Source organism: Acutalibacter sp. JLR.KK004, from assembly GCF_036941085.1.
Lineage (GTDB): Bacteria > Bacillota > Clostridia > Oscillospirales > Acutalibacteraceae > Acutalibacter.
Genome location: NZ_JAYMNQ010000001.1, coordinates 1,383,703 through 1,400,635, shown reverse-complemented (window position 1 = coordinate 1,400,635; position 16,933 = coordinate 1,383,703). Strand labels below are relative to the sequence as shown.

The following is a 16,933-nucleotide window of genomic DNA, read 5'->3' as shown; positions in this document are numbered from 1 at the left end:
GATACGCACAAAAAGCCGTAAAAAAGCAGCGCTTTGCGCCCGGTATCGTTCCTTTTTTCGTTTTTTCACACCGCGTCCACTTTAAGGATTTCCGCCAGGGCAGAGGCCTCTGCCCCCCGGATTGCCACCTGCTGGCCCGGGCGCAGGGCGCCCACGTCTGTTACAGCCTGCCCCTTTTCATCGCGCACCAGGGCATATCCCCGGGACAGCACCCGCAGAGGGCTTAAAGCGTCCAGCCTGCCGGCAAGGGCGGAAAGCTCTCCCCTGCTTTTGTCCAGCCGCCTTTGCTGCATCCCTGCCAGGGCCTTTGTAAGCCCCGCAAGCCTTTCCCGGCAGGCCTGCACATAGGCCGCGGGGCTTTGCAGAGGGGAATCCCTCGTGAGGATGTCCACGCTTTGCCGCAGGGAATCTACAAAGCTCTTCGACTCCTCCAGGAAATACCGGTGGAAAGACCTCATCCTTTCCATTTCTTCCAGGCAGTCCGGGGTACACAGCTCTGCTGCCGCGCTGGGGGTGGGGGCGCGCAGGTCGGCGGCAAAATCGCAGATGGTAAAATCCGTCTCATGGCCTACGGCAGACACCACCGGGATGGCGGAGGCATAAACAGCCCGGGCCAGGGCCTCATCGTTAAAGGCCCACAAATCCTCCAAAGAGCCGCCGCCCCGGCCTATGATGATAACATCGCAGGCCCGCCTCCGGTTCAATGCCTCTATGGCGGCTCTTAACTGGGCGGGAGCGCCCTCCCCCTGCACCAGCACCGGGCAAAATACAATCTCCGCCAAAGGCCACCGCCGGGCAGTTACCTGCAAAATATCCCGCACTGCCGCGCCGCTGGGAGAGGTGACCACCCCGATTCTCTCCGGATAGGCAGGCAGGGGCCGCTTATGCTCCCTGTCAAACAGCCCCTCCGCAGTCAGGCGCTCCTTTAGCTGCTCATAGGCAAGGCTTAAGGCCCCCATGCCGTCGGGCTGCATGTCCTCCCCATAAAGCTGGTACTGCCCGCTTGGCTCATACACCGACACCCTGCCCCGGACAATCACCTTCATGCCGTTTTGGGGCCGGAAGCGCAGCCGCCGGGCCGCCCCTGCAAACATCACAGCCTTTATTACAGACTTTTCGTCCTTTAAGGAAAAATACAGGTGCCCTGATTTATAGTGGTCAGTAAAATTGGAGATTTCCCCGCTGACAAGGATATCGGAAAGCCGCCCGTCTCCTTCTATGAGGGATTTAAGGAAGAAATTCACCTGGGAAACTGTCAGCACGCCGCTCATAAGCCCGCCCTCTTTTTATAGGCCAGTATGGCCGCCCCTGCCCCATTGTCTGAAGAAAACTCCGGCGCGGCAAACCATGCCCCGTATTTTTGGGAAAGCCTGTCCCGCAAAATGCTATTGGAGCACACGCCTCCTGCAAACAGCACAGGGAGGGAACCATGCTCCCGCAATAAGGCTTCACACATTTTGTCTAATGCCGCCCCAATGGATTCTATGCAGAACCGGGCTGTCTCCGCTGGCTCCCGGCCCTCCCGCACCATGGCGGCGCTTTTATTTTCAATCCCGGAAAGAGAGCAGTCCGCCCCCTTCATGGCAGGGCGCACAGATACCTTATCTGTCCATTTGAGGGCCAGCTTTTCCAGTTCCGGCCCGCAGGGGAAGGGAAGCCCCAGCATAACGCCTACCCTGTCCACTGCCTGCCCGGCCTTGAGGTCAAGGGACTGGGCGGCTAAAACCGCCTTTGGCATTCCGTCCCTGTCAGGGGCCACTAGGAGGGCCTCTGTGGTGCCCCCGGAGACGTGGAAGGCCAAAAAGGGCTTTCTGAGCAGGTCAAGCTTTCCCGCCGAATAGAGCGCCGCCGCAATATGCCCCTGCTGGTGGGAAAAATATTCTATAGGCACGCACCAGGCCCCGGCTAAAGCCTGGGCAAACCCCTTTCCCACTAAAAAGCAGGGCATGTAAGAGCCTTCCGCGCCGCGAGGGGATGCAGAAACCCCCACCGCGTCCATAGCCTCCCCCCTCTCCAGGATGGGGGCCAGCACCTGGGGAAGCTGCCGCACATGGTGAAACACCGCATCGCTTTGCCGCAGGCCCTTTTCCCCGGGCTTCACCGGCAGCAGCATGCGGCGGTTTTCCAGCACCTCCCCCGCAAAAACAGCGGCAGAGGTGGTATAATTGCTTGTATCTATCCCTAAGCAGCGCACCAGCCTCCTCCTTTCCTTTTAAAAGCCATGCCAATAAGCCGGCACAGCTTTTGCTCTACTTTTCCGCTTCCCCTTGCGGCTCTTTCCGGGGGTTAGGGAACTCTTCCTTTCTGTGCTGGCGCGCAACAGACGCCAGCACCCCGTTGATATAGGGCGCGTCATCTTTCCCGCCGTAGGTTTTTGCCAATTCCACCGCTTCGTTAATGGAAACGCTGGCAGGGATGTCCTGGGCAAACAGCAGCTCGTATACCGAGAGCCGCAGCAGCGCCAGGGTCACCTTGGAGAGCCTGCGCAGGCTCCAGCCCCGGATGTTTTCGCTAATCACCTTGTCAATCTTTTCCCCCTGGCGCTCTGCCCCCAGAGCCACCTCCTCCGCAAAGGGATCGGGAATCAGATCCCGGGCCTCCGTGGCGGCGTGGAGGATGTCGTTCATGCTCTCCCCGCCTGCTGCCTGTTCAAACAGCAGGCAGAATGCCTGCTCCCTTGCTTCCCGTCTTGTCATACGCACCCCACCACCGCGCGGAACCCGTCCCGCGCCTTCCTTTCCTTTTTCTCTTTTCCTCAGTCACATCCCGTAAAAGCGGCAGAAAAAAAGCCCGCCTGGCTGCGGCGGGCCTGTCCGGCCTTTCCTGCGGCTTGTTATAGCCATTTTATCACAGAAGCCGGGATACTGCAAGAAAATCTATCCAAAAATCTTTACAGAAATAATGGAGAGCGCCAGGGCGGCTGTATCCCCCAAAAGCCCGGCAGGCACCGAATAGGAAAGCTTTTTGCAGCCGCAGGCGCCAAAGTATACGGTGATGGCGTAAAAGGTGGTTTCTGTGGAGGCTGTCAGCACAGAGGCTATCCTGCCGGTTTCGCTGTCCGGGCCAAACTGCTGGAGCAGAGACAGGGCATAAGCCGAGGATCCGCTGCCGGAAACAGGCCGCAAAAGGGCCAGGGGCAGCAGCTCCGGGTCAATGTGGGTAGCCTGGGCTAAAGGCGCCATAAGGCTGCACAGCAGTTCCAGCAGGCCGGACTGGCGCATCATGGTTACAGCGAGAATCAGCCCGATAAGGGTGGGCAGCAGCCCTAAGGTGGTGTGTACCCCCTCCTTTGCCCCCTGTACAAAGGAGTCGAACACGTCAATATTTTTGAAGAAGCCATACAGCAGGATGAAGCCCAGTATCACAGGCAGGGCCGCCGCGCCGATTTTTTCCATGCCCCTCTCCCCCTTTCTTGTGTTTACAAGCAGCTTTTCCCCTCCATTATTTTGCAAAACAACAGGGCTGCAAGCAGCGCCCCCAGGGAGGTGAGCCAGATCTCCGGCAGGATGCCGAAGGGCTGCGCGCTGCCGCAGGCGCCCCGCATGGCAGCCATGTTAATGGGCAGAAGCTGCAGGGAAGCTGTGTTCATCACCACAAAGAGCACCATTCCCTTTGTGGGCATATCCCCGCGGGGGTTCTTTTCCTGCATAGCCTGCATGGCGGCTATCCCCAGGGGGGTGGCGGCGTTGCCAAGGCCCAGGAAATTGGCGGAAATGTTCATGCAGATTTTCCCCTTAATTTCCCTGTCCCCTTTGTATTCCGGGAAAAGCCAGTTGATTACAGGGGAAAAGGCCTCTGCCAGAAGATTTGTAAGCCCGCTCTTTTCCGCGATTTTCAAAAAGCCCAGCCAGGCGCACATGCTGCCTAAAAGGGAAATGGAAAGCTCTACCGCCCCTTGGGCCCCTTCCATTACAGCAGCGGACAGCTCCCCCAGCCTGCCGGTACACAGGGCGCAGAGGACGCTGGCGGCAATCATGCCGAACCAAATGTAGTTTATCATAAAAAAGCCCCTCCTTTTTCCCGCTGGGCTTGACTTTGCCGGCAAAAAAGTTTATCGTATAGAGTGTTCCTATATCCCTTTACAAAAGAAAGGAAATCGCGTATGTTTGGTGAAAAAATTCTCGAATACTGGGACGATATCCTCCAGGACTTAGCTAAGGTTGTAGCCATCCCCTCTGTGGCAAAGCCTGCGGAAGGCCCCCATCCCTTTGGGGACGACTGCGCCCGGGTGCTGGACACCGTGGTGGAAATGGCCCAGGGCTATGGCTTGCAGGCCAAAAATGTGGACTACTTTGCCGCCCACGCCGAGTACGGCGAGGGGGAAGGCAACGCTGTGGTGATGTCCCACATGGACGTGGTGCCCGCAGGGGATCCGGAAAACTGGGACACCGACCCCTACACCATGGTTATCAAGGACGGCATGGCCTATGGCCGGGGTGTGTCCGACAACAAGGGGGCTGGCATTATCGCCCTGCACTGCCTGCGCGCCTTAAAGGACGCGGGGGTGAAGGGCAACCGGAAGCTGCGGGTTATTTTCGGCTCTGCCGAGGAAATCGGCATGGGCGACATGCCCCACTATTTCTCCAAGGAGCAGCGGCCTGACATGGGCTTTACCCCCGACGCGGAATACGGCATCTGCCACTGCGAAAAGGGCGGCATCAATTTCACGGTAACCGGGAAGAATGATTCCCAGGTGGTGAAAAGCTTTGCCTCCGGCACTGTGGTGAACGCGGTGCCCGCCAAGGCCCAGTGTGAAATCGCCTGCACGGCTGAAGAACTGGAGAAGCTGCGGGAAGCCGCCCAAAAGGCTGGAACAGAATTTGAAATCACCCCCACAGAGAGCGGCGTTTCCATTTTGTCCATTGGGCAGGCGGCCCACGCCTCCACCCCCTGGAACGGCGTGAACGCGGCTTCCCATCTGGTGAAGCTTCTCTATGAGGTGTTCGGGGAAAAAGCCGGCGTTTTCTTCTGCTTTGCCTATGAAAAAATCGGCCTGCACCACGACGGCGAACCTATGGGCGTAAAGCTCAGCGACGAGCCCAGCGGCCCCCTCACCTTCAACCTGGGCTTGGTAAGCGTGGATGAAAACGCCTGCAGCCTGACGGTGGATATCCGCTACCCCGCCACCTTGGACGGGCAGGAGATTTCCGCCACCCTGGAAAAGGCTGTGCAGCCCTATGAGGGCCTGGCCTACACCCTGCTTTCCAACTCTGTCCCCCTGTACCTGCCTAAGGAAAGCCAGCTTGTCACCCTGCTTTCCGGCGCGTATGAGGACGTGACCGGCGAAGAGTGTGAAATCTTTTCCATGGGCGGCGGCACCTATGCCCGGCAGATGTTCGGCAAGGGCGTTGCTTTCGGCCCCGGCTTCAAAGGAGATCCCAACAGCCATGCCCACGATGTAAACGAGCGGGTGAAGCTGGACAGCTTGAAGCTTCATGCCCAGATCTGCCTGGAGGCCATGTACAGGATGCTCACAGCAGAATAAAAAAAGCTACAGAAAGGCGGTCAGCATATGGCGGATTACCAAGCCCTCTCCCCCGAAGATATTTTTAAAAACCCGGAGGTGCGCTGCTATATTGAAAGCGGCAACAACTGCTTAGGCTCCATCGGCTTTACAGAACATGGCCTTGCCCATGCCAAGCGCAGCAGCCATTATGCCCAGCGCATTTTGGAATCTTTGGGATACCCTGCCCGCACCTGCGAACTGGCGGCAATTGCCGGGTACATGCATGACATCGGCAACACGGTGAACCGGGCGGATCATGCCCACAGCGGCGCGCTGATGGCCTTCACCCTTTTAAACAAACTGCAGATGCCTCCGGAGGAAATCGCCATGGTGTGCTCCGCCATCGGGCACCATGACGAAAAGACGGCTTACCCGGTTAACCCCCTGGCAGCAGCCCTTATCCTTTCGGACAAAAGCGATGTGCGCCGCACCCGGGTGCGCAAGGATGCAGTGCTGGCGGCGGACATCCATGACCGGGTGAATTACGCAGTGGAGGACATGCGGCTTGAAATTGACCCGGAGCAGAAGGTCTGTACATTTAATATTGTGATAGACACGGAAATATGCCCCGTTATGGAATACTTTGAAATTTTCCTGGAGCGCATGGTGCTGTGCCGCAAGGCCGCAAGAACCCTGGGCCTGCAGTTCGAGCTTATCATCAACAACACCCGGCTGCTTTAAAAGCCTTTGGGGCCGCTCCAAAGCTGGGTTCTGGCAAAGTTTGCTATACCTTTTCTATATCCAGCTTCTGTACCCGTTTCCCCTCCACCTTTTCCGGCGCATGGACTATGATTTTCTTGATAAATTCATTGACGATTGCGGGGGTAAGTTCCTTTATCCCCACATATTTGCGGATAATTGCGGCGAAGCTGTCAAAATCGCTTTTGTTCTGTTCGTAGGTATCGACTTCCTGCTGGTCTGCCTTGACCTTTTCTTCCAGTTCCTGCTGTTCCGCTTCATACTCTGCGGACAGCTTCAGAAACCTGTCATGGCTGATGGCCCCGCTTATGTCGTCCTCATAAATCCGCTTGAAGATACGGTCAAGTTCCGCTATCCGCTTATGCGCTTGTAAAACTTCCCGCTTCCTACGCTTCATTTCCTTTTCTGTTTCAGCGGAGCGTTGCTGATACATCATTCGCCGCCTCTGTTGGCATGAGCGACCCTGCCGTATCCCACCACCTGCGGATTCTGAAAAAGGGCGGAATCTTTGAAAGCCGCCGGGACGGGAAAGAGGTTTACTATACTTTGGCGGACACCATCCAGGCGAAGATGCTGCACCGAACCATTGACGCGCTGTTTGAGATCACCTGTCCTACCGGCTGATAGAAGAAATGCGCCGCGCTTATGAAAGTGCGGCGCATTTCCTGTGTTATACTTCACTCCTGCGCCGGAGTTTCAAACTGCTTGACCCGCATGGCCGGATAGCGTTCAGAATGGCAATCACCGAAACGCCCACATCCGCAAACACCGCCGCCCACATATTAGCGCGACCCAGCGCCCCCAGGATCAGCACCAGGAATTTGACCCCCAGGGAAAAGACGATGTTCTCATTGGAAATACGATGGTCTTGCGGGCAATCTACATGACGGCGGCGATTTTGGACGGTTCATCGGTCTTCAGCACCACATCAGCGGCCTCGATCACCACATCAGCGGCCTCGATCACCGCATCGGAGCCGAGAGCGCCCATAGCGATACCCACATCGGCCCACGCCAGCACAGGCGCGTCATTGATGCCGTCACCCACAAAGGCCACGCAAGCTGGAGAACCTCAGGGCTGTTCTGTGTCTTTTTGTGCGTGCCTACAACCGGTTCGGAGCAGCCAAGGCTCGCTTTCGGGTTCTCTATCCTCTCTCCCAACCTCCTTTTTCTTTTCTCAATTTCTTTTAGGGCTTGTTTGAAAATAGAGGGAATGACGAATTTTTGATTCAGAAGTGGTCAGATTCCAGGATAAAACCGCAAGCCAACCTGCCGGTTGGCGAGGATTTTTGACGCAGAATATGGCCGCTTATGGGCAAAAAGACAGCGTTTTCGATTTTTCAAACAAGCCCTAACTGTTCGCTTGGACACACTCCTTTCGTCCGTGGTCTGGTGGCGCTCAATGTACCCAGCCCGCTCCAATTCGTTGACGGCGGAACAAATAGCGTCCTTGTTCTCCCGGTTGATATAGCACAAGCCGGACAGGGTATAATCCCAATCTTCCGGGAGTGACAAAATCTGCGACAACAGGCCCTTGGCTTTCAGGGACAGGGATTTGTCCCGCAGATGGTAGTTGGACATCACCGTGTACCCCTTGTTCCTCTCCACGCGGAATACTGGCATGGCTCTCCGCTCCTTTCGGTGTCTGGACATGAAAAAACACCGCAGACTTTTCATAATCTGCGGCGCTGGCCGGGACGCAGAAACGGGCGGTGTCTTGCCGGCATCGCCCGTTTTCTGTGCTGTTGTTCACTTGTTTGCGCCGCCCCGTTTTCCACTGCCCTTAAAAAGCATTGATTTACTGGGGTTTTCCATGTTTTCTTATGGCAACGCCCTTAAATGCCGCGGCCTTTTTTTACTGGACGTATACGTACAAAAAAGCTTGCGCCTGCCGGGAAAAGGGGTTATAGTAAACACACTTTAAAATCGGTACATCCGATTTTAAAGCTGGGCGGCTTTGCCGTCCGGCTCAAAAGAGGCGTACCTCTTTTGAGCTGTGTTAACTATTACTTGCTTTCCGGCACAAGCAGGCCATAGTCCCCGTCCTTCCGGCGGTAGACCACATTGATTTCGCCGGACTCGTCGTTGCGGAACATGAAGAACTCGTGGCCCAACATGTTCATCTGCATAACCGCCTCCTCTGGGGACATCACCTTGACGAAGAAGGACTTGCTGCGGGTAATTTTAATCTCCTCGTCAGGCTCGTCATAGTAATCATCGGCAATGACAATGCCGGGGTTCATCTTTTTAGATTTCTCAAGCCTTGTCTTGTTGCGGCGGATCTGCTTGCCCAAAGCGGCAACCACGTGATCCAGCGCCTCGTTCATCTCTATGGCGGTATCCTCGGCGCGGCAGATCATGCCCCGCTGTTTGATGGTGATCTCCACGGTCTGGCGGTTGCGCTCCACCGTCACGGTGACCACCGCTTCGGCGTCATCGTCAAAGATCCTGTCAAACTTGGAAAGCTTTTTTTCCACCAGCTCTTTAAAATTGCTGCGCAGATTGACTTTTCTCCCCACAATCGTGATCTTCATGGAATGGCCACCTTTCTTTCTCCTGATTTTTCCAAAAGCACCGTAGCCGGTTTTTTGTAATTCTATTGTAGCACAATACCTAAAAAAACGCAATCATTTCCGCTTAAATTATTAAAGTTTTATGCCGGGTCACATGGCACCCCACATTCACTGCCACAGGCAGGCCGGCAATGTGGGTGGGATATGTTTCAATGTTTACCGCCAAAGCCGTTACGTCCCCGCCAAAGCCCTGGGGGCCTACCCCTGTTTTGTTCACCGCTTCCAGCATCCTGGCTTCCAGCGCCTGATAGTAAGGATCCGGGTGGCGCTGGGAAACATCCCGGCACAGGGCTTTCTTGGCAAGGCAGGCACACAGCTCGAAATCCCCGCCAATGCCCACGCCCAGCACAACGGGAGGGCAGGGGTTTGCCCCTGCCTGGGAGACGGTTTCCGCCACAAACCCGATAATGTCCTCCGGGCTGGCGGCAGGGGTGAACATGTGCAGGCGGCTCATGTTCTCGCTGCCAAAGCCTTTCGGGGCCACCGTAAGCTCCAGCTTGTCCCCAGGCACCAGACGGGTGTGGAGGATGGCGGGGGTGTTGTCCCCTGTGTTTTTACGGCGCAGGGGATCTGCCACCACAGAGCAGCGCAGCAGCCCTTCCACATAGCCCCGGCGCACCCCTTCGTTTACAGCGGCCTCAAAATCCCCCTCTATGCAAACCTCCTGGCCCACCTGGGCAAACACCACTGCCATGCCTGTGTCCTGGCAGATAGGCACCGCCATCTGCCGGGCAGCGTCCAGGTTTTCCGCCAAGTCTCTTAAAATGGCCCGGCCTGTCCCACTGGACTCCCGGCCAGGGCTTTCCCGCACCAGTTTTTCCAATCCCGCAGGCAGCTCCCGGTTGGCCTCCACGCAAAGCCGCCGGACTGCCTCCGCAATGTCCCCCGCTGTAATTTTCCGCATATTCTCTCCCTCTTTGTTAAAAAGTAAAAGGGCCTGAAAGGCCCTTACTGGTATAAAACATCCGGCAGCGCTGCGCAAGCTTTTACCCATGGCCCGCCGCCTGGCTTAACCCCTCTTGAAAGGGGTTGGATGTATGTTCCTTATTTCGGCCCCCGGCGGGAATAGCCTCCCCGGCGGGTGTCTGTGCTGCGCTTCAGGTCGGACATTTTTTCGTCACTGGTCTGCTTGAAGCGGGACATCATGTCCTCAAAGCTGCCGCTGTCGTTGCGCCTGCTCTGCCACTCAAAGTCCCCGGGCCTTCCGGGGCTTGGCTGCGGCGCCGGGCGGGGGCTTCTGGGCGGGCGGCCCTGCCCGCGGCGGGCGTTCCCCCTCTCCCCGCCTTCAGGGCGCCGGGAGGCTGGCTTGCGCTGCTGATCTTCCGGCAGGGCCTTCTTGATGGAAAGGCTTACCTTCCCTTCCTCGCTGACAGACAGCACCTTTACCTTGACCACTTGCCCTTCTGTGACGAAATCCTTTATCTCGTTGACGAATACAGGAGCCACCTCTGAAATGTGGACCATGCCTGTGCGGCCCCCTTCAAAGCTTACAAATGCCCCAAACTTGGTGATCCCCGTCACCTTACCCTCATAGATCTCTCCAACCTCAAGCTGCATAGTTTCGATTTTTCCTCCCTGGCTTACTCGAATCTGTAAATGGCAGATGCTTTCCTCAGTCCCCGCCGCCCACGTCCACAAAAATGCGTTCGTTGGGCTTGGCGTAGTCCAGATCCCGCCGGGCTTTTTTCTCCGCATATTCCTCCAGCCCGCTGCTGTCCTTCAGGGAATCCGCCAGCTCTTCATTGCGGATAGTCTGTTTATCCAGCCGCTGCTGCAGATCTTCCAGCGTCCGGCGCTTCTGGGATATTTCGATCTGCCTGCTCACAAGGGTGAAGGCCACAAACAGCGCCAGGCAGAACACTGCGAATTTCAAAAGGAGGCTGCCCTTGTATTTTCCTTTTTTCTTTTCCTGCAAAAGGCCGCCCTCCTTTTAAAAGCTCTTTTTGGCATCCTGGGCAAAGAACCCGCTGCACCCATTATATAATAGTCTACATAAGTTTTTCAAGTGCTTTTTTCCGGTTTTTTGGCGTATGGCGGATTTTTTTCAAATCCTGCCCCTTTTCTGCGGGGTTTTTTCTTGCTCCCGCGCCTGCCTTTAGGGAAATTTTTCTTTTTCCGCGCTTTTTTCCAGCGTGCCAGCTTTCCTTTTGCCCAACGGAAGGGAGCTGAAAGAAAACAGGAAATCTTCTTCCACAAAAAGCGCAGAAGCTTTCCCCCGGCAGTGGCCAGGGGATCCAGGGAAACCACAACGCCCCAAGCCCCCAGGGCCTGCAGGGCTGCCTGCAAAAGGCGCAGCCTGCCTTTGTCCACCGCCAGAGCGCATAAGAACACCACTGCGCCGCAAACCAGCCCGAAAGCCGTATCCAGCGCCGCCGTAAGCAGCTTTCCCCCGCCCAGGGCCAGCCGCAAGGCCTTGCACAGCAGAAACAGCGCGCCCAGTGCCGCGCCGCTTGTCAGGCAGAAAAGCGCTATGGGCCATGTGCTCCCGGTCATTTAAACAGCCTGCCAAAAAAGGACAGGGCCGGGCTGCTCTCTGTGTAGGACACTGCCGCCACCTTGCCCACAACCCGCATATCCCCTGTGTCCGCGTTCAGGCTGTCTATATGCAGGGCCTGGCCCTTTATGTTAAGCTGGCCCATGTCTGTCTGGGCCGTTATCAGCTCGTCGCTGAAAAAATCCACCCGCCGTATGCCTGTGGCGGTCATGTGCTCCCTGGCGTCTATATGCAGCGTATGCTTTTTCATGGACTGCTGGAGGTCTGCCATATGTTCCATCCCTTCTGCCGGGGATTGCAGCCAGCGCGGTTCAAAAACGGGTAAAATCCCTTTTGAACTAGCGGCAGAGCCGTCTGCCTGAAAGCCGGGCTTTCCCGGCTTTCAAAGGCGTTTACTATAGCCCCGGTCAAGAAATGGATATGCAAAAGCCGTCCCTGTTATTCCTCAATGATCCGGTACAGCCCCGCAGCCTCTTCCTTCTTCACGTATTCCGCCACAGAGAGCACTTCAGCCTTCAGCACCCGCTCCCCCATGGTGATTTCCAGCACATCCCCGGCCTTCACATCGTAAGAAGCCCGGGCCTGCCTGCCGTTTACCAGCACCCGGCCCGCGTCGCAGGCCTCGTTTGCCACGGTGCGGCGCTTTATCAGCCGGGATATTTTCAGATATTTGTCAAGTCGCATGAATTTTTCCTCCTTCTCTGCGCGTTTTAAGAAGCAGCCTGCCCCGCCCGCAACCCCCGGGGCCTTTGGCCCCGGGCGGCAGGCTTTGCCTTGCCGGCCCGGCGGAGCCGGGCGTTTGCGGGCGGGAGCGCTGCCGCTTTCTCCCTGTCCGGAAACAAAAACAGGCCCGGATACGCCCCGGGCCCGCTGGATACTCACAAAGCTACTTATTCACAACATCCTTCAAAGCCTTGCCAGCCTTAAAGGCAGGGGCCTTGGATTCAGGAATATTGATCTCCTCGTTGTTGCGGGGGTTGCGCCCGGTACGGGCGCCGCGGGTGCGCACCTCAAAGGTGCCAAAGCCCACCAACTGCACCTTGTCACCCTTTTCCAGAGCATTGGTAATGGAGTCAATCACAGCGTTTACAGCGGCGTCAGCATCTTTCTTGGTGATGTCTGCCCGCAGGGCGACATCCGCGATCAGTTCAGACTTGTTCATTTATGAGTACCTCCAAAAATATTGATCTGGCCTGCCGATGGGAAACGCAGGCCGCGTCTTGTGGCTGCTATGCCAGTACAACAGGCTTTGGCGGAAGGAATCCGCAGGGCCTGAAAGGGTTAAAAAGCTGTAGCATTTGCAATAATATCATATCCATCCCCTTTTTTCAAGGGTTTTTGCAATTTTTTGCCCACCAGGCAGCATCAGCAGGTCACTTTTTCTCACCGCGCCCAGCAGCAGCGCCCCTGTCCCATATACACAGGCGCCCAAGAGGATGGCGGCCCCCAGGCAGAAAAGCGCCTGATCCGGCAGCAGGCGGATGAGAATGCCATGCCCTCCAAAGGCTGCGGCCCCGCATACCAGCGCGCAGAGGAAGGGCCTGCCCAGCACCCGCTTTGCGGAGAAGCGGGTGCCGGTCACCTTTTGCAGGCAGTATAGCTGGGAAACGGTTAAAAACAGGTAGCACAGCAGGGTGCCTACCCCGGCACCCAGGAGGTTTATTTCCGGAATCCCGCACAACACCCAGTTTACCCCGATTTTTAAAGCCATGGCTATCCCCAGCAGCTTCACAGGCAAGTCCGCCCGCCCCACTGCCTGCAGCATACTGGAAAGGGGCGTGCTTAAAGCTGTGAGCAGGGACGCAGGCCCCAGAATGCCCAGCACCCCTGCCACCAGAGGCGTGGAAGGCCCGGCCCCGTACAAGGCCCTGGTAACGGGTTCTGCCAGGGCGGTAAGCCCCAGCCCGGCAGGAAAGCAGAACAGGGCTGTCAGGCGCAGGATAGAAGCCATGCTCCCCTGCAAGGCCTGTTTTTCCCCTCTGGCCCAGGCCCGGGTGACAGCGGGCAGGGCGCTGACCCCAAAAGCCTGGGTGATGGCCGGCACCAGCAGATACAAGGTGAGGGCCAGGGTATAGCACCCGTATAAAAAAGTGGGGATGCTTTCCGGGTTATCCAGGTATACAGTGGGTATCATGCCCGGATATGCCCGCAATAACCCTGCCGGATCGCTTTTCATAATGTCGCCCAGCCGGTTCTGCAAAAAAGTGGCGTCAATCAGCCCCCCGGCATTCATGGCAATGGAGCCTGCCGCCACCGGCGCGGTAATTTTTAAAAGCCGCCAGACAGTTTCCCGCCGCCTGGCTGCAGGAGGGGATTTCCTCTCCCCTGCCCTGCCCCCCAGGCGGAAACGGATCCACAGGTACAAAAGCGCACCCAAAGAACCTGCCGTCACCCCCAGCACAGCCCCGGCCGCGGACAGGGCCAGCACCAGGAATTCCCCCGCGTCCACTGTAGGCGGGGCAAAGCCGAACACCGTCCCGCTCTGGGCCAGCTCCCGCTGCCCCGCCTGGGCAATGGCCCCGGCGCACCAGAGGCCCAGCACCAGCTTGATCAGGGCTTCTATAATCTCCGAAACCGCTGTGGGCCGCATATCTCCCAGTCCGGCAAAATACCCTCTGTAAACGGAGCCGCAGCAGGCGAACAGCACCGCCGGGGCCAAGGCCAGCATGGGGAAAAGGGCCTGGGGGCTGCCTACGGCAAACTCGCAGTAAAAGGGGGCCGCCAGGGTGACCCCTATAGTTCCTATGGCCCCTATCCCCAAAAACAGGGGCAGGGCGGCTTTTCGCACCTCGTCCACATCCTGCCAGCGCCCCTGGGAGCTGCTTTCCGACACAAGGCGGGATACCGCCACTGGGAAGCCCGCTGTTGCCAGGCTGAAAACCGGCCCGTAAAAATTATAGGCCACGTTGAAAAGCCCCATGCCATATTCTCCGATAATCCGCTGGAGGGGAATTTTAAACAGCGCCCCCACCACCTTCACCACTGCCATCCCGGCTGTGAGGATCAAGGCCCCCCATAAAAAGTTCTGTCCGCTCCGCTTCTCTCCCTGGTTTTGCATCCGCACCCCGCCTTTCCAAAAAACCGCCATGCGATACAGCCATCTGCACAGATATATCGTATAGTAACCGCCTGGCTTTCTGCCCATGGCGCTTCTCTCTTCCGGTTTTTTACAGTATGCCTCCCTGCATCATATGCCGGAGGAAGGCGCAATATTTGTCCCAGGGAAAGGGGCCTTTCGCAGGCAAAAGGAGCGCCCTCCTGCGGGAAGGCGCTCCCTCGCTTTATATGGGGGTAGTGTGAAACACACAGAGAAGGAAACAGAACCGGGCACAAAGGGCTGGCGCTCCCTCTCGATTCTCCCATGGCGGGTTTACATATGGCTTAAAACATCCTGGGTGAGGATTTCCCAGCCGTCGGCCTTTAGGGCCTCCGCAGCCTGCTGGCCCTGATCCACCCGGATGATCACAAAGGCCTTGCCCTTGTCCCGGCTGATAAAAGCATACATGTACTCCAGGTCAAAGCCCTTGTCGGACAGCAGCCGCACCACCTTGGCAAAGGATCCGGAAACATCCGGAATGCCTACGGCTATCACGTTTGTCAGGGACACAGTCATGCCATGGGCCTTCAAGGCGTCCACAGCGTCCTGGGGCCGGTCTACAATCACCCGCAGGATGCCGAAATCGCTGGTATCCGCCACAGAAATGGCCCGGATGTCGATTTCCGCTCCAGCCAGCACCTCGGTAATTTCCGCCAGACGGCCCGGCTTGTTCTCAATAAAGACGGACAACTGTTGAATTTGCATAATCGCTCCTCCTTTAAAAGAATACAAATATATATAGATAAAGTTTATTTTCTTTCCATCCGCAGCAGATATTCCTCTGTATCTTCCTCCAGCACCCGCTCCCCGGTGAGGGCAAAGCCATGGCGCTCATAAAAGCGGATGGCGTCCGGGTTCTTTTCCAAGGCCCACAGCCAGGAAGCCCCCCGGGCCTGCACCGCCTGTTCCAGCAGCGCCCCGCCAATGCCCTGGCCCCGGAAGAAGGATTCCACATACAGGTGCTTTATTTCGCTGCCATCCATCTCCAGGAAGCCCCGCACAATGCCGTCGTCATACACCAGCACGTCCTGCAGGCGGCTGGGGCTGTCCAGGTATTCCCGGGCAACAGGCAGCACCTGCAGCTCCCCAAAGGAATATGGCTCATACTGGAAAATGGGGAAGAATTTCTCCCGGCGCACGAAAACAAAAATCTCCGCGATACGGGAAACGTCCCCTGTTTCCGCCTGCCTTACATACATACAGACTCTCCTTTCTTCCGGTTCGCATTGCCCTTAAAACTTTCTCCTGTCCTCCACCCGTTTGGCCTTGCCTTCAGAACGCTGGAGGGACTTAGGCTCCAGGAGGGTGATTTTCGCCGCAATGTTCAGGGTGGACTGGAGCGCGCCGGCAATGCGCTTTTCCACTTTTTCCAGATTGCGCACGGTGTCGGAGAACATGCCGCTGTTCATCTCCACCTGCACTTCCAGCGTGTCCAGATTATTCTTTCTGTCCACCACCATGCGGTAGTTGGGATCCATGCCCAAATCAAGCAGCACGCTTTCAATCTGGGAGGGGAACACGTTGATGCCCCGGATAATGAGCATGTCATCGGTGCGGCCCTTGGGCTTTGTCATGCGCACAGTGGTGCGCCCGCATTTGCACACCTCATGGGTCAGAGAGGCAATGTCCCTGGTGCGGTAGCGCACCAATGGCAGGGCTTCCTTGCCGATACAGGTGAACACCAGCTCTCCTTCCACGCCGTCGGGAAGCTGCTCCCCGGTTACGGGATCGATAATTTCCGGATAGAAATAATCCTCCTGCACATGCATACCCGCCTGCTCTTGGCACTCGCAGGAAACCCCAGGCCCGGCAATTTCCGAAAGGCCGTAAATGTCATAGGCCTTTATGGCCAGGGCCTTTTCAATCTCCCGGCGCATTTCCTCTGTCCAAGGCTCTGCCCCGAAAATGCCGATGCGCACCCGCAGGCTTTCCGGGTCTATGCCCTTGTCCCGGACGGTTTCCCCGATATACATGGCATAGCTGGGAGTGCAGCAGAGGATGTCGCTGCCATAGTCCTGCAAAATCTGCACCTGCCGGTTAGTGTTGCCGCTGGACACAGGGATAACCGCCGCCCCCAGCTTTTCCGCGCCGTCGTGCAGCCCCAGGCCCCCTGTAAAAAGCCCGTAGCCATAGGACACGTGTACCAAATCCTCCTTCCTGCCGCCCACTGCCACAATGGCCCTGGCGGCCCCGGTGGCCCAAGTGTCCAAATCCCTGGCTGTATAGGCCACCACCGTCTGCTTGCCTGTGGTGCCGGAGGAGGCGTGGATACGGGCCAGCTCCCCCCGGGGCACTGCCACCAGGCCGAAGGGATAGGTATCCCGGAGATCCTGCTTCTCTGTGAAGGGCAGCTTCACGATGTCGTCAATAGATTTCACATCTTCTGGCTTGAGGCCAATGGCGTCAAACTTCTTTTTATAGAAGGGGACATTTTCATAGCAGCGCTTCACCATGTCCGCCAGGCGCTTGGACTGTATTTCCCGCAGGGTTTCCCGGGAAGCGCACTCAATTTCGGGCTGAAAATAATTTGGCATACCGCATCATTCCTTTACAGTTTATTGTGGC

The 16,933-nt window shown here is 57.1% G+C and carries 20 protein-coding genes and 3 pseudogenes; 3 read left to right on the top strand and 20 right to left on the bottom strand.

Features of this window, described 5'->3' with window-relative positions; genetic code table 11:
- Nucleotides 1-65: 65 nt before the first annotated feature.
- From xseA to VSQ30_RS07730, 5 genes are all read right to left on the bottom strand, one after another.
- Nucleotides 66-1,271: an exodeoxyribonuclease VII large subunit gene (gene xseA, locus VSQ30_RS07750; RefSeq protein WP_160641454.1), complete on the bottom strand. Its 1,206-nt coding sequence runs from the start codon at nt 1,269-1,271 to the stop codon at nt 66-68.
- Nucleotides 1,268-2,194: a Kae1-like domain-containing protein gene (locus VSQ30_RS07745; protein WP_334463183.1), complete on the bottom strand. Its 927-nt coding sequence runs from the start codon at nt 2,192-2,194 to the stop codon at nt 1,268-1,270. The genes xseA and VSQ30_RS07745 overlap by 4 nt, the downstream gene beginning before the upstream one ends.
- A 55-nt stretch (nt 2,195-2,249) precedes the next feature.
- On the bottom strand, nt 2,250-2,696 hold the full coding sequence (nusB, locus tag VSQ30_RS07740) for a transcription antitermination factor NusB (protein WP_334463181.1): 447 nt from the start codon (nt 2,694-2,696) through the stop codon (nt 2,250-2,252).
- A gap of 180 nt (nt 2,697-2,876) precedes the next feature.
- Nucleotides 2,877-3,395 (bottom strand): spore maturation protein, encoded by a 519-nt coding sequence (locus tag VSQ30_RS07735; RefSeq protein ID WP_334463179.1) that lies wholly within the window; start codon nt 3,393-3,395, stop codon nt 2,877-2,879.
- Between the two features lie 23 nt (nt 3,396-3,418).
- Nucleotides 3,419-4,000, bottom strand: a complete 582-nt coding sequence (locus VSQ30_RS07730; protein WP_334463177.1) for a nucleoside recognition domain-containing protein — start codon at nt 3,998-4,000, stop codon at nt 3,419-3,421.
- 102 nt (nt 4,001-4,102) lie between these two features.
- On the opposite strand from VSQ30_RS07730, the gene VSQ30_RS07725 reads away from it, so the two are divergent.
- Together VSQ30_RS07725 and VSQ30_RS07720 are read left to right on the top strand one after the other, a co-directional pair.
- Nucleotides 4,103-5,485 (top strand): Sapep family Mn(2+)-dependent dipeptidase, encoded by a 1,383-nt coding sequence (locus VSQ30_RS07725; RefSeq protein WP_334463175.1) that lies wholly within the window; start codon nt 4,103-4,105, stop codon nt 5,483-5,485.
- Nucleotides 5,486-5,512: 27 nt separating this feature from the next.
- Nucleotides 5,513-6,187, top strand: a complete 675-nt coding sequence (locus VSQ30_RS07720; protein WP_160641459.1) for an HD domain-containing protein — start codon at nt 5,513-5,515, stop codon at nt 6,185-6,187.
- Between the two features lie 55 nt (nt 6,188-6,242).
- Here VSQ30_RS07720 and VSQ30_RS07715 read toward each other — a convergent pair.
- A pseudogene (locus tag VSQ30_RS07715) lies at nt 6,243-6,632 on the bottom strand (DUF4368 domain-containing protein); the annotation flags it as partial.
- A 26-nt stretch (nt 6,633-6,658) separates the two neighbouring features.
- On the opposite strand from VSQ30_RS07715, the gene VSQ30_RS07710 reads away from it, so the two are divergent.
- Complete coding sequence (locus VSQ30_RS07710) at nt 6,659-6,829, top strand: ArsR family transcriptional regulator (protein ID WP_334463172.1); 171 nt, start codon at nt 6,659-6,661, stop codon at nt 6,827-6,829.
- Between the two features lie 46 nt (nt 6,830-6,875).
- Here the strand turns inward: VSQ30_RS07710 and VSQ30_RS07705 are convergent.
- The 14 genes and pseudogenes from VSQ30_RS07705 to VSQ30_RS07640 form a co-directional block, all read right to left on the bottom strand.
- A pseudogene (locus tag VSQ30_RS07705) lies at nt 6,876-7,261 on the bottom strand (HAD hydrolase family protein); the annotation flags it as partial.
- Nucleotides 7,262-7,584: 323 nt separating this feature from the next.
- Nucleotides 7,585-7,827, bottom strand: a pseudogene (locus VSQ30_RS07700) (helix-turn-helix domain-containing protein); the annotation flags it as partial.
- Nucleotides 7,828-8,210: 383 nt separating this feature from the next.
- Nucleotides 8,211-8,738 carry a ribosome hibernation-promoting factor, HPF/YfiA family gene (hpf, locus tag VSQ30_RS07695; protein WP_334463170.1) on the bottom strand — a complete coding sequence of 176 codons (528 nt, stop codon included), beginning with the start codon at nt 8,736-8,738 and terminating at the stop codon, nt 8,211-8,213.
- Between the two features lie 103 nt (nt 8,739-8,841).
- Nucleotides 8,842-9,681: a fumarate hydratase gene (locus tag VSQ30_RS07690; RefSeq protein ID WP_334463169.1), complete on the bottom strand. Its 840-nt coding sequence runs from the start codon at nt 9,679-9,681 to the stop codon at nt 8,842-8,844.
- 140 nt (nt 9,682-9,821) lie between these two features.
- Nucleotides 9,822-10,334: a S1 RNA-binding domain-containing protein gene (locus VSQ30_RS07685; RefSeq protein ID WP_334463168.1), complete on the bottom strand. Its 513-nt coding sequence runs from the start codon at nt 10,332-10,334 to the stop codon at nt 9,822-9,824.
- 55 nt (nt 10,335-10,389) lie between these two features.
- Nucleotides 10,390-10,692: an FtsB family cell division protein gene (locus VSQ30_RS07680; protein WP_334463167.1), complete on the bottom strand. Its 303-nt coding sequence runs from the start codon at nt 10,690-10,692 to the stop codon at nt 10,390-10,392.
- Between the two features lie 86 nt (nt 10,693-10,778).
- Nucleotides 10,779-11,270 carry a spore cortex biosynthesis protein YabQ gene (gene yabQ / locus VSQ30_RS07675; RefSeq protein WP_334463166.1) on the bottom strand — a complete coding sequence of 164 codons (492 nt, stop codon included), beginning with the start codon at nt 11,268-11,270 and terminating at the stop codon, nt 10,779-10,781.
- Entirely contained in the window at nt 11,267-11,542 is a 276-nt protein-coding gene (locus VSQ30_RS07670; protein WP_160641201.1) for a YabP/YqfC family sporulation protein, read from the bottom strand. The genes yabQ and VSQ30_RS07670 overlap by 4 nt, the downstream gene beginning before the upstream one ends.
- A gap of 167 nt (nt 11,543-11,709) precedes the next feature.
- Nucleotides 11,710-11,955 carry an RNA-binding S4 domain-containing protein gene (locus VSQ30_RS07665; RefSeq protein WP_334463165.1) on the bottom strand — a complete coding sequence of 82 codons (246 nt, stop codon included), beginning with the start codon at nt 11,953-11,955 and terminating at the stop codon, nt 11,710-11,712.
- Nucleotides 11,956-12,157: 202 nt separating this feature from the next.
- Entirely contained in the window at nt 12,158-12,433 is a 276-nt protein-coding gene (gene hbs / locus VSQ30_RS07660; RefSeq protein ID WP_160641199.1) for a non-specific DNA-binding protein Hbs, read from the bottom strand.
- A gap of 147 nt (nt 12,434-12,580) precedes the next feature.
- Nucleotides 12,581-14,416: a putative polysaccharide biosynthesis protein gene (locus tag VSQ30_RS07655; RefSeq protein WP_334463164.1), complete on the bottom strand. Its 1,836-nt coding sequence runs from the start codon at nt 14,414-14,416 to the stop codon at nt 12,581-12,583.
- A gap of 225 nt (nt 14,417-14,641) precedes the next feature.
- Complete coding sequence (locus tag VSQ30_RS07650) at nt 14,642-15,073, bottom strand: ACT domain-containing protein (protein ID WP_160641197.1); 432 nt, start codon at nt 15,071-15,073, stop codon at nt 14,642-14,644.
- Between the two features lie 44 nt (nt 15,074-15,117).
- Nucleotides 15,118-15,567 carry a GNAT family N-acetyltransferase gene (locus tag VSQ30_RS07645; protein ID WP_334463163.1) on the bottom strand — a complete coding sequence of 150 codons (450 nt, stop codon included), beginning with the start codon at nt 15,565-15,567 and terminating at the stop codon, nt 15,118-15,120.
- Between the two features lie 33 nt (nt 15,568-15,600).
- Nucleotides 15,601-16,902: a phenylacetate--CoA ligase family protein gene (locus VSQ30_RS07640; protein ID WP_334463161.1), complete on the bottom strand. Its 1,302-nt coding sequence runs from the start codon at nt 16,900-16,902 to the stop codon at nt 15,601-15,603.
- Nucleotides 16,903-16,933 lie beyond the last annotated feature (31 nt).